Source organism: Azoarcus sp. PA01 (assembly GCA_001274695.2).
GTDB lineage: Bacteria > Pseudomonadota > Gammaproteobacteria > Burkholderiales > Rhodocyclaceae > Aromatoleum.
In genome coordinates this window covers 1,057,625-1,071,530 of sequence record LARU01000004.1, presented here as the reverse complement: position 1 = coordinate 1,071,530, position 13,906 = coordinate 1,057,625, and the positions used below count along the sequence as shown (strand labels likewise).

Here is a 13,906-nt window from a genome sequence, read left to right as displayed (position 1 = left end):
GCCGCCGCGATCGCCACGCTTCCGTCCGCCAGTCAGGCTGCCGGACTTGGTCCGATCAATGTTTTTAGTGCCATTGGCCAGCCGCTCAGGGCAGAGGTCGAACTCAACGCGACGCCGCAGGAAATGCAGTCGCTGACGGCCAGGATTGCGTCGGCAGAAGCATTTCGGCAAGCGAGTCTGGCCTATTCCCCTCTCATGAGCGCGCTGAAGCTCGCGGTCGAGCGCCACGGAAACCGCGCCGTGGTGCGCATTTCAAGCGACCGCCCGCTCAGCGACCCTTTCGTCGATCTGCTAATCGAGCTCGACTGGACGTCCGGGCGGGTCATCCGCGAATACACTTTCCTGCTCGATCCGGCTCCCGCCGGAACGCTGCCTGCACCCGTTGCCGCGCCGGTGGCAGTCCCGCCGGTTGCCGCGGCGGCCGGGACGCCGCGCACGGCGCCGCCATCGCATCCGTCGCTTTCCGGCGCCTCGGCACTCCCGGACCGGCACGAGGTGCGGCGTGGCGATACGCTGCACGGAATCGCCGAAGCGCATCGCCCCCGCGGTGCGACTCTCGAGCAGATGCTGGTCGCACTATTACGGGAAAATCCGGACGCGTTCGACGGCGAGAACATAAACCGGATGCGCGCGGGCGCAATTCTCAAGGTTCCGTCGGGGACGACCGTGAGTGCCGTCGAACCGGCGCAGGCGCACCGGGAAGTCGTCGCCCAGGCAGCCGATTTCGAGGCCTATCGAAAACGGTTGGCCGGAAGCGTTGCCGCGCGCGCCGCAGCAAGCGAAGCGTCGGCGTCGCGAGCCGGGGCCGGCGCGATCGTCGCAAGAGTCGACGAACCTGCGGGCCAGGCGGCAGGCGGCGATCAGGTAAAAGTGTCCGCTCCCCCGAATCCGGCCGCAGCCGACGCGCTGACCGACGAGTCTTCGCGCCTCGCCCGGCTTCAGTCGCTCGAGGAAGAATTAGTCGTCCGCGACAAGGCTCTGGAGGAAGCGAACAGCCGGCTCGCCGCGCTCGAGGCCAGCATCCAGGAAATGCAGAAACTGCTGGCAATTCGAAACGAGGGCCTCGCAGCGTTGCAGCAGCGAGCTGGGGCCAGTGTCCCGGATAGCGCCGGTGCGCAGGCGAATGGACCGGGGGCAGCGGCGCTGATCGAAGTTGCAAGTGTACAACAGCCGACTGTCGAGACTCAGGCTTCGCGAGCGCTCGCAGAGGAGGTGAAAGCGGGAGCTGCGGTGCCGGACGTGGAATCCGAGTTTTTCCAGAGCCTCGCCGGCGATCCGAAGATGGTCGCGGCCGGCGGCGGCATTCTTGTACTGCTTCTCGGCTATGCCGGCATCAAGGTGCGCGAACGGCGCAAGGGCGAACAGGACAGCCGCGATGCGCTGGGAATCATGAGCGAGCTGCCCCTGGCTGCGGATGCCGGCTTCGGCGCAGCCGGCGGGCAGAACGTGAACACCGGCGACGGCAGCATCCTCGCCACCGACTTCAGCCAGTCCGGCCTCTCCGCAATCGATACCGACGAGGGCGTCGATCCTGTTGCCGAGGCCGATGTGTATATGGCGTACGGACGGGACGCCCAGGCCGAGGAAATACTCCTCGATGCCCTGAAGGCAGACACTTCGCGCCTTGCGATACCGCTGAAACTGCTCGAAATTTATGCGCAGCGCAACAGTCCGAAGCAGTTCGAAGCCACTGCGTCGGCGCTCCGTTCGCGTACCGGCGGTGTCGGACAGGACTGGGAGAAAGCGGCCGAGATGGGCCGGAGGATCGATCCGGACAACCCGCTCTACGGCGCTTCGACCGCAGCTTCCCGCGCCTCCGGCATCGCCCTCCACGAAAGTTCGAGCGCGATCGACCCCGTTGCGTCGGCTGCGGCAGGTGGCGGGCTGAGTGTCGTCGTTGCCGAAGCTCGCGCCGCTTCGACGAATTTCAACGAGGCCGGCGCGTCGTCGCCCGCGTCCGACACGGTCGAGCGAGCAGTCGGGGACCTCGATTTCACTACCGATTCGGAAGGCGCTGGCGATCTTTCGTCAGCAGCTCCGCGGTCTGCCGACACGGAATCGGTGCTGTCGAAGAACCCGTGGGAGCTCCCGGCCGGCAAAACCGAGGACAAAACGGGCGCTGACGCGGGCGACATCACGCTGGACGCGACCGAGCTCGATCAGGTCGTCTTCGATGCGTTGCCGGAAATCGATGCCGCAGCACTCGATTTCGACCTGGACGTCAGCCTCCCGTGGGGAGACGAAGCGGCGCCTGCGGGCGGCCACCAGGCGGCCGCGGCAGTCGACGCCCCGTTGCCGAGCGGCGCGGTTCAGGATCTCGAGTTTTCCGACGAAACCGGCGCTCCGCCGGCCGCTGAAGCGCTTCCGAGCGCACCCCTCGTCAGCGACAGCGACGCGGATCTGCCGGCGCTGACCTCCGACATCGGCTTCGATCTTTCGCCGGATTTCGAGGAGCTGATGCCGGATGCCGAAGTCACCGATTTCAACCTCGATGCACCGTCGCTGATTTCCGGTGAAGTTTCCGGCGACGCGAGTCTTGCCGGCACGGATTCGGAAGAAACGACATTCGACAGCAACCTTCTCGACTTCGACTTCGATTTCGACGACGCGACTCCGGAGTCCTCGGCCTTTGTTCCGGCGCTGGACCCGTCAAGCATCACTCTCGAGGAACCCGGGCACGATGAAGGCGGGATTGTCGCGCCACTGCTGGAGGTTCCGACGGACGACGCATTGAGCGACGAAGTGATCGAGGAAGTCGACACCAAGCTCGAACTCGCCCGCGCTTATGAGGAGATGGGCGACAAGGAAGGCGCGCGCGAACTGATCGACGAGGTGCTGCGCGAAGGCTCGCTCGCCCAGCGCGAAGCGGGAAAGCGCCTGCTGGAGCAGCTTGTCTGACTGCGACGCGCGTCGAGTTTCCGCGGTTGCCCGGCGTCCTTTGCAAAGCGGCTTTGGCATGCACGCTGGATTGCTGATACTGATGTGGGCCGCCGGCGTCGTGGTCATCCAGGCGGTCTCCGGCGTGTGGCTCCTCGCCGCGGTAATCGGGAGCGGGCTCGTTGCATCGCTGCTCGCCCCGGCGCGCAGCGGGCGCCTGGTGCGGCGGGTGCGCTTCCTGCTGCTCGCTATCGTCGTTTTTTTTGCCTGGTTTACGCCGGGTGAGGCGCTGGTCGCGGACTGGCCCGCGCTGAGTCCGACTGCGGAAGGCATGCTGCTGGCCGCACAGCATGGCGGGCGGCTCGTCGCAGTCGTGTTTTGCGTCGCCATCCTGCTCCAGCGGCTTTCCGTCGATCGCCTCGTCAGCGGCCTGTATGCGCTGTTACGCCCGCTCGAGTTTGCCGGCTTGCCGGCGAGCCGGCTCGCGGTTCGCCTGCTGCTCGTGCTGCGCTACGTCGAAGCCGGGGCCGAGCATGGCTGGACGCACTGGCTCGACGAGGCCGACGATGCGTCGGATGAGACGATCAGCGTCGTCCGGGAGCGCTTCGGCTTGCGCGAGATCGCGGTGTCGGCGTTGTGCATCGCGATCGGCATGGCCCTGCTGGGGATCGTGAAGTGAGAATCGCGCTCGGCGTGGAATACGCCGGAAATGCGTTCGAGGGATTCCAGAGCCAGGCTCATGGGCGGACGGTACAGGATCACCTGGAGGCCGCGATCGGACATATTGCAGCACATCCGGTGCGCCTCCACTGTGCCGGCCGTACCGATGCCGGCGTTCATGCGACAGCGCAAGTCGTGCATTTCGATACCGAAGCGGTCAGACCGAACTCCGGCTGGGTGCGCGGCGTCAATAGCCGCCTGTCGTCGCCGGTCGTCGTGCGCTGGGCGATCGAGGCCGGCGACAGCTTCCATGCGCGTTTCTGCGCAGTGTCGCGCCGCTACCGGTACATCCTGCACAATTCGCCCGTCCGGCCCGCGCTTCTCGCCGGCCGTGTCGGATGGTTCCATCCGCCGCTCGACGACATCGCGATGGCCGAAGCGGCGCGCTGCCTCGAAGGGTGGCACGATTTTTCCGCATTTCGCGCCGCGGGCTGCCAAGCCAAGTCGCCGGTCAAGCTGATGCACGAAGTCCGGGTGCAGCGCACCGGGGACTACATCGTGTTCGATTTCTGGGCCAATGCCTTTCTCCATCACATGGTGCGCAACCTCGTCGGCGCCCTGGTGTACGTCGGCAAGGGACGCCACTCGGCCGCCTGGCTCGCAGAAGTGCTCGCTGCGCGTGACCGCAGCCTCGCCGCGCTGACGTTTCCTGCTGACGGCCTTTACCTGTGCGGCGTCGAGTATGCCCCGCACTGGTCTCTGCCAAGTGAAGGGCGTATCATCGCCGTTCCTCGTATTCCTTTCGTCTGAGTGGCCCGAACCCGTATCAAGATCTGCGGCCTGACCCGCGCCGAGGATGTCCGGTCTGCGGTCGAGGCTGGCGCCGATGCGATCGGGCTGGTGTTTTATCCGCCCAGTCCGCGCTTCGTGTCATTCGAGACGGCTGCAGAACTTGCGGCGCTTGTCCCCCCGTTCGTCACCACCGTTGGACTTTTCGTCAACCCCGAGCCGGCTTTCGTCGCCGAGGCGCTGCGCCGTGTCCCGCTGCAGCTGCTCCAGTTCCACGGAGACGAAGACGAGCGTGCGTGCGCCCGGCACGGGCGGGCATGGGTCAAGGCCGCACGAGTGCGTCCCGGGGTCGATCTGGTAGAATTCTCGGCTTGCCATCCGGGTGCCTCGGGGCTGCTGCTCGACGCGTTCGTCGAAGGCTACGGTGGCGGTGGCAAAGTATTCGACTGGACCCTGATTCCTGCAGGCCTGGACAAACCTTTGATCCTTTCCGGCGGACTCGATCCCGACAATGTCGGCGAGGCCATCCGTCGCGTCAGGCCGTGGGCCGTCGACGTGTCGAGCGGCGTGGAATCGGGCAAGGGGATCAAGGACGCGGCGCGCATCGCTGCGTTCATCGCTGGAGTTCGACATGCAGATGGCTGACGCGCCTTACCGTTTTCCCGACCCGAGCGGTCACTTTGGTCCTTACGGCGGCGTCTTCGTTGCCGAGACGCTGATTCCGGCGCTGGACGAACTGCGTGCGGCATACGAAGCCTGCCGCGACGACCCGACGTTCGTCGCCGAGTTCGAATACGAGCTCAAGCATTATGTCGGCCGGCCAAGCCCGATCTATCACGTCCGCCGCTGGTCCGACCTGCTCGGGGGCGCACAAATCTATCTCAAGCGCGAGGACCTCAACCACACCGGCGCGCACAAGGTGAACAACTGCATCGGCCAGGCGATGGTCGCGCGGCGCATGGGCAAGCCGCGGGTGATCGCCGAAACCGGCGCGGGACAGCACGGCGTCGCCACGGCGACGGTCGCCGCGCGTTACGGCATGGAATGCGTCGTCTACATGGGGTCGGAAGATGTCAGGCGGCAGGCTGCCAATGTCTATCGCATGAAGCTGCTCGGCGCCACGGTGGTGCCGGTCGAATCCGGATCGAAAACCCTGAAGGACGCGCTCAACGAGGCGATGCGCGACTGGGTCACGAACGTCCATAACACCTTCTACATCATCGGCACCGTCGCCGGGCCGCATCCGTATCCGCTGATGGTGCGCGACTTCCAGAGCGTCATCGGGAAGGAATGCCTGCTGCAGATGCCGGAGATGACGGGGCGGCAGCCCGACTGCGTGATCGCCTGCGTCGGCGGCGGGTCGAACGCGATGGGCATCTTCCATCCGTACATCGACGTGCCGGACGTGCGCCTGATCGGCGTCGAGGCGGCCGGCGAGGGGATGGAATCGGGCCGGCACGCAGCCAGCCTCACCGCAGGCAAACCCGGGGTCCTGCACGGCAACCGGACTTATCTGCTGCAGGATGACGACGGCCAGATCATCGAGACGCATTCGATTTCCGCCGGCCTCGATTATCCGGGCGTCGGACCCGAGCATGCGTGGCTCAAGGACAGCGGCCGGGCGGAATACGTGACCATCACCGACCAGGAAGCGCTGCAGGCGTTCCATGACCTGTGCCGGCTCGAGGGCATCATTCCCGCGCTCGAGTCGTCGCACGCGCTCGCGTACGCGGCACGGCTCGCGCCGACGTTGCCGAAGGACAAGATCCTGCTGGTCAATCTCTCCGGGCGCGGGGACAAGGACATGCACACCGTCGCCGAGAAATCCGGCATCCAGTTCTGAGCCTGTCGGGTCGCCTCGCGGCCCGCATTCCTGACACCGAATATGTCCAAAATCCAATCGACTTTTCAGCGCCTGCAAGCCACCGGGCGGCGGGCGCTGATTCCCTTCATCACTGCCGGCGATCCGGCACCGGAACTGACGGTGCCGTTGATGAACGCGCTGGTCGAAGGGGGCGCCGACATCATCGAACTGGGCGTTCCGTTCTCCGACCCGATGGCCGATGGCCCGACGATACAGCGCGCCTCGGAACGCGCTCTGGCCAACGGCATGACTTTGCGCAGGGTGCTCGATACCGTTCGCGAGTTCCGCGCCGGCAACGCCGAGACCCCGGTGGTCCTGATGGGCTACGCGAATCCGGTCGAGGCGATGGGCGTCGAGCGCTTCGTGTCGGCCGCGCGCGAAGCGCAGGTCGATGGCGTGCTGATCGTCGACTACCCGCCGGAGGAGTGCGAGAGCTTCGCGCGGGCGGCAAAAGACGCCGGACTCGATCCGATCTTCCTCCTCGCCCCGACTTCGACCGAGCAGCGCTTTCGCGACGTCGCGCGAATCGGCAGCGGCTACATCTACTACGTCTCGCTGAAAGGCGTCACCGGCGCCGCAACGCTCGATTTCGACGAAGTGGCGGCGCGCATTCCGCGGATTCGCGCGCAGGTCGGCATGCCGGTCGGCGTCGGCTTCGGCATCCGCGATGCCGAGTCCGCGCGGCGCATCGGTGAAATGGCCGACGCGGTCGTGATCGGCAGCCGCATCATCGAGGAGATCGAGCGCAGCCCGCGGGATCGGCTCGCCGCCAATGTCACCGCCTTCCTCAGGGAAGTCCGCACGGCGCTCGACCAGATCGAAGGGGCCGCGCGATGAGCTGGCTGCAGAAACTGTTGCCGCCCAAGATCAAGCGGGCGGAATCGGCGGCGCGCAAGTCGATCCCCGAAGGGCTGTGGAGCAAGTGTTCCGCATGCGAAGCGGTGCTGTACCGATCGGATCTCGAAACCAACCAGATGGTGTGCCCGAAATGCGGACACCATCAGCGGCTGCGGGCGCGGGCGCGGCTGGACTTGCTGCTCGATGCGGAAGGACGGTTCGAGATCGGCGCCGAGGTGGTTCCGGTCGACCCGCTGAAATTCAAGGACTCGCGCCGCTATACCGAACGTCTGTCGGCGGCGGGCGCAGATACCGCCGAAGCCGACGCGATGGTGGTGATGCAGGGCGCGATCCTGACCGTTCCGGTCGTCGTCGCGTGCTTCGAGTTCGAATTTCTGGGCGGTTCGATGGGATCGGTCGTCGGCGAGCGCTTCGTCCGCGGCGCCAAGGCTGCGCTCGACCAACGTCTGCCGTTCATCTGCATCACGGCAACGGGCGGAGCGCGGATGCAGGAAGGTTTGTTCTCGCTGATGCAGATGGCGAAGACGACTGCGGCGATCACGCAGCTGGCCCAGCGCAAGCTGCCGTTCATCACGTTGCTGACGGATCCGACGATGGGCGGGGTATCGGCGAGCTTCGCGTTCATCGGCGACGTCGTGATCGCCGAACCCGGCGCGCTGATCGGTTTCGCCGGTCCGCGGGTGATCGAGCAGACGGTACGCGAAACCCTCCCCGAGGGGTTTCAGCGCTCCGAGTTCCTGCTCGAAAAAGGCGCGATCGACCTGATCATCGATCGGCGCGAAATGCGGCCCAAGCTCGCCGAACTGCTGACGCTGTTGACGCGCCAGCCGGCGATCGGCGTGTAGACGAAGCGGAACAGCTCCCGATGCAATCCCCCGAATCCCTGAAAGGCTGGCTGGAACTGCTGGAGCGCCGTCCGGGACTGCCGATCCGGCTCGGCCTCGAGCGGGTTGCCCAAGTCCGGGACGCGCTCGACAGCCGCAGCGACGCGGTCGTGATAACGGTCGGAGGCACGAACGGCAAGGGATCGACATGCGCGATGCTCGAAGCCATTCTGATCGCCGCCGGTTATCGCGTCGGGTGTTACACGTCGCCCCATTTGCTGCGCTATAACGAACGCGTGCGCATCGACGGGCGCGAGGTTGGCGACGAAGCGCTCGTCGCGGCGTTCAACGCGGTCGAACGGGCCCGCGGCGACGTGCCGCTGACGTATTTCGAACAGGGTACGCTCGCAGCCTGGCATGCATTCTGCCGTGAGCCGCTCGACGTGATCATTCTCGAAGTCGGGTTGGGCGGTCGCCTCGATGCGGTCAATGTGTTCGAGCCCGACTGCGCCATCGTCGCGAGCGTCGCGATGGATCACATGGATTATCTCGGGGATAGCCGCGAGAAAATCGGCTTCGAGAAAGCGGGAATCTTCCGCTCCGGCCGCCCGGCGATCTGTTCAGATCCGCTGCCACCGGAGTCGCTCGTCGCGCATGCGCGGCAGATCGGCGCCGATCTTCGCCTGTCAGGCCGGGACTTCGGATTTTCGGGCGATCGCACGCAGTGGAGCTGGTGGAGCCGGGATGGCCGCCGTCGAGGCGGGCTCGCGTACCCGTCGCTACGCGGCGCGAACCAGCTGCTCAATGCGGCGGCAGTCCTGATGGCGCTCGAAACCTTGCGCGAGCGTATCCCGGTATCGATGCAGGCGGTCCGCGAGGGCTTGATGCTGGTCGAACTGCCCGGGCGTTTCCAGGTGCTCGCGGGGAAGCCTTCCGTGGTGCTCGACGTCGCGCATAACCCCCAGGCGGCCGGGGTGCTCGCCGAGAATCTTTCGAACATGGGCTACTTTCCGGAGACGTGGGCAGTGTTCGGCATGCTCGTCGACAAGGACGTCGAAGGCGTCGTCGGCCTGATTCGCGACAAGATCGACCACTGGCTGCTCGCCACTCTGCCCGGCCCGCGCGGCCTGTCGGCCGCCGCACTCGCCGAGCGCCTCGCCGCCTGCGGGGTCGGCGCAGACGTGCGCTGCTTCGATCGGCCCTCGGACGCGTTCGACGTCGCCCGAACGAGCGCCGGGGAGGGTGATAGAATTGCCGTCTTTGGTTCATTTCTCACGGTGGCGGACGTGCTCGAAGCGGAGCGTGCTGCTCGCCACTGAGGTTTCGCGTGACAGATAACGACAACCTCGACCTCAAGAAACGGTCGCGACGCCGTTTGGTAGGGGCCGCGGCCATTGCCTTGCTCGCGGCAATCGTGCTCCCGATGGTCATGGACCAGGAGCCCGGTCCGCCTGCCGAGGACATCCAGATCACGATTCCCGACCGGGAAGCCGACACTACACTTTCGCTGCCGATCGCCGGTCGCCCTCCGGCACCCGTCGAGTCCCCGCTCGTGCAATCGCCCGAGGAACAGCCGCCATCGGCCGACAAGACCGCCGAAGCGGACCCTGTGCCGGTTGCGCCGCTTGCCGAGCCGAAGCCGCCGTCGGCGACGCGCTCGAGCGGTGCTGTCGCGAAACCGGTCGAGCCGGATGTCCGTCCTGCGCCCGATCGCGCCGCGGCAGTGCCCGCCGGCGACGAAGCCGCGCGGGCGCTGGCGCTGCTGGAGGGCAAGAAGCCGGCTGCCGTTTCGACCGACGAATCTTTCGTGGTGCAGATCGGCGCGTTCGGCGAAGCATCGAAAGCGAATGCGCTGGGCGCAGATCTCAAGAAGCGCGGATTTGCCGCTTATACGGAGAAAGCCGGTGCTGTCACGCGGGTACGCATCGGACCTTTCAGCAGTCGCGAAGACGCGGACAAGGTGGCCGAAAGGCTGAGGTTGAGCGGCATGAGCGGCGTCGTGGTGCAGCGATGAGGCTGCGGCGGGCCCGCGCGCTTGATGACCGCGTTTGACTACATTTTTCTCGGCGTGCTGGGGTTTTCGGCACTTATCGGCCTGTGGCGAGGTCTGGCAAGCGAAGTGATTTCGCTTTTGGCGTGGGCGCTGGCGCTGCTTGCGACCTGGCGTTACGGCAGTGATACGGCAGCATTGCTGGCCGGAATCGTCGCCGAACCCGCGGGCGATACGTAGCGTCGTTTGTGCTGATCTTCGTCGCGGTCCTGTTGCTGGCCGCGCTGCTGCGGTTTTTGCTTCGGGAATTGTTGAAAGCTGCCGGACTGGGCACTGCCGATCATTTTTTTGGCGCGATTTATGGGCTGGCACGAGGTTTGGCGATAGTGTTCTCGGCAGTGCTGCTCGGAGGAATGGTCGGTGTCGCGCAGGAGCCCTGGTGGGCGAACGCGAAGTTTGCGCCTCCGATGGAAGTGGCGGTGATTTCCGTCAAACCGTGGCTGCCGGATGTGGTGGCCGACAGGATTCGTTTCAGATAGGTGTTTATTCCATGTGCGGAATTTTAGGGGTCGTCGCGACTTCCCCGGTCAACCAGTTGCTCTACGATGGCCTCCAGGTCCTGCAGCACCGCGGTCAGGATGCTGCCGGGATCGCGACTTCCGAAGGCGGACGCTTCTTGATGCACAAGGGGCCGGGCCTCGTGCGCGACGTGTTTCGTACGCGAAACATGCGCAACCTCGTCGGCAACTGGGGTATCGGCCATGTCCGCTATCCCACTGCGGGGTCTGCGTACAATCCCGCCGAAGCGCAGCCGTTCTACGTCAATTCCCCGTTCGGCCTGCTGCTTGCGCACAATGGCAACCTGACGAACTCGGAGGAACTCAAGCGGGAAATGTTCCTTTCCGACCTGCGGCACATCAACACGAATTCCGATTCCGAAGTGCTGCTGAACGTGCTGGCCCATGAACTGCAGGCTGCGGCGAAGGGTTTCAAGCTCGATGAGGACGCGATCTTCCGCGCCGTCTCCGGCGTCCATCGGCGCTGTCGCGGGGCGTATGCGGTCGTCGTGATGATTGCCGGCTACGGCCTGCTCGCGTTCCGCGACCCGTACGGGATCCGCCCGCTCGTGGTCGGGCGCAATGACGTCGAGGCGGGACAGGAGTGGCTCGTCGCGTCGGAGTCCGTCGCGATGGATGTCCTCGGATTCAGGATGCTGCGTGATGTCGCCCCGGGCGAGGCGATCCTCATCGATACGCAGGGGAATTTCCGGAGCCGGCAGTGCGCGGACAAGACTGTCGAAGCGCCCTGCATGTTCGAGTTTGTCTATCTCGCGCGGCCGGATTCGATCATCGACGGGGTGTCGGTGTACGAGTCGCGCGTCAAGATGGGCGAGTTCCTCGCCGACAAACTCACGCGCGTGATGCCGCACGTCGAGATCGACGTCGTGATCCCGATTCCCGATTCGAGCCGCCCTTCGGCGATGGAAATGGCCCACCGGCTGAACCTTCCTTATCGCGAAGGCTTCGTGAAGAACCGTTATATCGGACGCACTTTCATCATGCCGGGCCAGGCGATCCGGCGTAAGTCGGTGCGCCAGAAGCTGAACACGATTCCGCAGGAATTCCGGGGCAAGAGAGTGCTCCTCGTCGACGATTCGATCGTGCGGGGAACGACCAGTCGCGAAATCGTGACGATGGCGCGTGAAGCCGGTGCCGAGAAAGTCTACATGGCGTCGGCGGCGCCGCCGGTCAGGCATGCCAACGTGTATGGCATCGACATGCCGACGCGCGGCGAACTGATCGCCGCCAGCCGCGACGAGGCGCAGATCTGCCGGGAGATCGGTGCGGACGGGCTGATCTACCAGGATCTCGCCGACCTGAAGGCTGCGGTGAGAGCCGTGAATCCGGCGATCAACTTCTTCGAGACTTCGTGCTTCGACGGATGCTACGTGACCGGAGACATCACGTCGGAGTATCTCGACGGAATCGAGAACCGGCGCGACACCGGCAACTCCTCGGCGGATGAGAGCGAAGGCGGACAGCTCGACCTCAATCTGGTCGGCAGCCACGACAACTGATCATGCCCATGAATCCCTACGAATTCGACACCCTTGCCGTGCGGGCAGGCACTGCGCGCAGCCAGTTCAACGAGCACAGCGAAGCGCTCTACCTGACATCGAGCTTCGTGTTCGGCAGTGCGGCGCAGGCGGCCGCGCGCTTTTCGGGCGAGGAGCCGGGCAACGTCTATGCGCGTTTCTCGAACCCGACGGTCACGGCACTGCAGGAGCGGCTCGCGGCGCTCGAAGGCGCCGAGGCGTGCGTCGCGACTGCATCGGGGATGTCGGCGATTCTGTCGCTGGCGATGGCGACGCTGAAAGCCGGCGATCACGTGGTCGCTTCGACGGGGCTGTTCGGTGCGACGCAGCAACTGTTCGGCACGATCCTGTCGAAATTCGGCATCGAGACCAGCTTTGTCACCGCCACCGAACTCGATGCGTACCGTGCTGCGGTGACGCCGCGCACGCGCCTTTTCTTCGTCGAAACGCCGTCGAATCCGCTCACCGAAGTCATCGACATCGCCGCAGTCGCGGAGATTGCGCACGCCGCGGGTGCGCTGTTCGCGGTCGACAACTGTTTCTGCACGCCTGCGTTGCAGCGCCCGCTGGAACTGGGCGCCGACGTCGTCGTGCATTCGGCGACGAAATACCTTGACGGGCAGGGAAGAGTGCTCGGCGGCGCGGTGGCCGGCGCGAAAGTCGTCGTCGATGAGGTGCTCAAGTTCCTGCGCACCGCCGGACCGAGCATTTCGCCGTTCAACGCGTGGGTGATTCTGAAAGGGTTGGAGACGCTGCGCATCCGCATGGAAGCGCAGTCGGCGACCAGCCTGGATCTGGCGCGCTGGCTGGAGCAGCAGCCGGGAGTGGTGCGCGTGTTTTACCCCGGTCTCGCCTCGCACCCGCAGCACGCACTGGCGATGCGCCAGCAGAAATCAGGCGGCGCGATCGTCAGCTTCGAAGTCGCGGGAGGGCGCGAACGCGCCTGGCAGGTTGTTGACGCGACCCGGATGATCTCGATCACTGCGAATCTCGGCGACACGAAAACGACGATCACTCATCCGGCGTCGACGACGCACGGCCGCATCAGCGCCGAAGCGCGTGCCGCTGCGGGAATCGGAGAAGGGTTGCTGCGTATCGCCGTCGGTCTCGAATCGATCGAAGACCTGCGCGCCGACCTTGCCCGGGGCCTGGAGGCCTGATCCTTCAGCCTCGACGGCAACGGGGCCGTCAGCCGTCCGGGTTTGGCCGCAACCGCAGCGCCACCGGCGGGTCGGACCCGTCCCAGCGCAGATAGGGCGCGTCGTCGTGCCAGTCGGCGAGAACCCATCGTTCGCATGACCGGCCGTCCACGACGTGCACGTGATGCGCCGGACGATGCGTATGGCCGTGGATGAGCGTCGGATAACCGTGCTCGCGCAGCAGCGTGTCGATGGCCGACGCATTCACGTCCATGATCTCCATCGTCTTTTCCTGCTTGGCGGTTTCGCTTTGGGAGCGCATGCCCTCGATGACCTGTTTGCGCTGCGCCAGCGGCCGTTCCAGAAAGGCCCGTTGCCAGGCGGGGTCGCGAACCAGGCGGCGAAACGACTGGTAATGCTCGTCGTCGGTGCACAGGATATCGCCGTGGCTCAGCAGCACCGCTTCGCCGCCGAGATCGATCAGCGCCGGATCGGCAAGCATCCGCATGCGGGCTTTGCGGGCGAACGATTCGCCAAGCAGGAAATCGCGGTTGCCCGGCAGGAAGAAGATCGCCGAGCCCGTCTCGGCGAGCGCCGCCAGCGCGTCGCTGACCGCGTTGCCGAGCGGCGTCGCATCGTCGTCTCCGGCCCAGTATTCGAAAAGGTCGCCGAGGATGTAGAGGGCCTGGACGCCGCGCGCCGGGCCCTGAAGGAACGCGAAAAAAGCCCGGAGCGTGCCGGGCCGTTGCTCGCACAGGTGGAGGTCGGAAATGAACAGGGCCGACATCGAGGCCTGTGCCGGCAAGGTGC

General features: G+C 65.5%; 12 protein-coding genes and 1 pseudogene. 12 read left to right on the top strand and 1 reads right to left on the bottom strand.

Annotated elements, in window-relative coordinates; translation table 11 throughout:
• The first annotated feature begins 195 nt into the window (after positions 1-195).
• The 12 genes and pseudogenes from PA01_17145 (at position 196) to PA01_17090 (ending at position 13,117) form a co-directional block, all read left to right on the top strand.
• Positions 196-2,898: a hypothetical protein gene (locus tag PA01_17145; protein ID KON80138.2), complete on the top strand. Its 2,703-nt coding sequence runs from the start codon at positions 196-198 to the stop codon at positions 2,896-2,898.
• A gap of 58 nt (positions 2,899-2,956) precedes the next feature.
• The gene (locus PA01_17140; protein KON80137.1) at positions 2,957-3,556 is read left to right on the top strand and encodes an energy-coupling factor transporter transmembrane protein EcfT; all 600 of its coding nucleotides are present in this window, start codon (positions 2,957-2,959) and stop codon (positions 3,554-3,556) included.
• A complete protein-coding gene (truA, locus tag PA01_17135; protein KON80136.1) occupies positions 3,553-4,347 on the top strand; it encodes a tRNA pseudouridine(38-40) synthase TruA in 795 nt (264 codons plus the stop codon). The genes PA01_17140 and truA overlap by 4 nt, the downstream gene beginning before the upstream one ends.
• Positions 4,348-4,971, top strand: coding sequence for a phosphoribosylanthranilate isomerase (locus tag PA01_17130; GenBank protein KON80135.1), 624 nt, complete (start codon positions 4,348-4,350; stop codon positions 4,969-4,971).
• The gene (trpB, locus tag PA01_17125) at positions 4,958-6,169 is read left to right on the top strand and encodes a tryptophan synthase subunit beta (protein KON80134.1); all 1,212 of its coding nucleotides are present in this window, start codon (positions 4,958-4,960) and stop codon (positions 6,167-6,169) included. Before PA01_17130 ends, trpB begins: the two co-directional genes overlap by 14 nt.
• 42 nt (positions 6,170-6,211) lie before the next feature.
• Positions 6,212-7,027, top strand: a complete 816-nt coding sequence (gene trpA, locus PA01_17120; GenBank protein KON80133.1) for a tryptophan synthase subunit alpha — start codon at positions 6,212-6,214, stop codon at positions 7,025-7,027.
• Positions 7,024-7,893, top strand: a complete 870-nt coding sequence (gene accD, locus PA01_17115; protein ID KON80132.1) for an acetyl-CoA carboxylase, carboxyltransferase subunit beta — start codon at positions 7,024-7,026, stop codon at positions 7,891-7,893. Before trpA ends, accD begins: the two co-directional genes overlap by 4 nt.
• 20 nt (positions 7,894-7,913) lie before the next feature.
• Positions 7,914-9,191: a bifunctional tetrahydrofolate synthase/dihydrofolate synthase gene (folC, locus tag PA01_17110; protein ID KON80131.1), complete on the top strand. Its 1,278-nt coding sequence runs from the start codon at positions 7,914-7,916 to the stop codon at positions 9,189-9,191.
• Positions 9,192-9,199: 8 nt separating this feature from the next.
• The gene (locus PA01_17105) at positions 9,200-9,886 is read left to right on the top strand and encodes an SPOR domain-containing protein (protein ID KON80130.1); all 687 of its coding nucleotides are present in this window, start codon (positions 9,200-9,202) and stop codon (positions 9,884-9,886) included.
• A 24-nt stretch (positions 9,887-9,910) separates the two neighbouring features.
• Positions 9,911-10,401 (top strand): annotated as a pseudogene (locus PA01_17100) (CvpA family protein).
• 11 nt (positions 10,402-10,412) lie between these two features.
• Positions 10,413-11,939 (top strand): amidophosphoribosyltransferase, encoded by a 1,527-nt coding sequence (purF, locus tag PA01_17095; GenBank protein ID KON80129.1) that lies wholly within the window; start codon positions 10,413-10,415, stop codon positions 11,937-11,939.
• 8 nt (positions 11,940-11,947) lie between these two features.
• Positions 11,948-13,117, top strand: a complete 1,170-nt coding sequence (locus tag PA01_17090) for an O-succinylhomoserine sulfhydrylase (protein ID KON80128.2) — start codon at positions 11,948-11,950, stop codon at positions 13,115-13,117.
• 28 nt (positions 13,118-13,145) lie between these two features.
• Here the strand turns inward: PA01_17090 and PA01_17085 are convergent, their stop codons facing one another.
• Positions 13,146-13,883, bottom strand: coding sequence for a UDP-2,3-diacylglucosamine diphosphatase (locus PA01_17085; protein KON80417.2), 738 nt, complete (start codon positions 13,881-13,883; stop codon positions 13,146-13,148).
• Positions 13,884-13,906 lie beyond the last annotated feature (23 nt).

Excerpts from the sequence above, each read along its gene's own strand:
- PA01_17145 (KON80138.2), top strand. The coding sequence starts at position 196 with ATGAGCGCGCTGAAGCTCGCGGTCGAGCGCCACGGAAACCGCGCCGTG.
- PA01_17140 (KON80137.1), top strand. The coding sequence starts at position 2,957 with ATGCACGCTGGATTGCTGATACTGATGTGGGCCGCCGGCGTCGTGGTC.
- trpB (KON80134.1), top strand. The coding sequence starts at position 4,958 with ATGCAGATGGCTGACGCGCCTTACCGTTTTCCCGACCCGAGCGGTCAC.
- trpA (KON80133.1), top strand. The coding sequence starts at position 6,212 with ATGTCCAAAATCCAATCGACTTTTCAGCGCCTGCAAGCCACCGGGCGG.
- accD (KON80132.1), top strand. The coding sequence starts at position 7,024 with ATGAGCTGGCTGCAGAAACTGTTGCCGCCCAAGATCAAGCGGGCGGAA.
- folC (KON80131.1), top strand. The coding sequence starts at position 7,914 with ATGCAATCCCCCGAATCCCTGAAAGGCTGGCTGGAACTGCTGGAGCGC.
- purF (KON80129.1), top strand. The coding sequence starts at position 10,413 with ATGTGCGGAATTTTAGGGGTCGTCGCGACTTCCCCGGTCAACCAGTTG.
- PA01_17090 (KON80128.2), top strand. The coding sequence starts at position 11,948 with ATGAATCCCTACGAATTCGACACCCTTGCCGTGCGGGCAGGCACTGCG.
- PA01_17085 (KON80417.2), bottom strand. The coding sequence starts at position 13,883 with ATGTCGGCCCTGTTCATTTCCGACCTCCACCTGTGCGAGCAACGGCCC.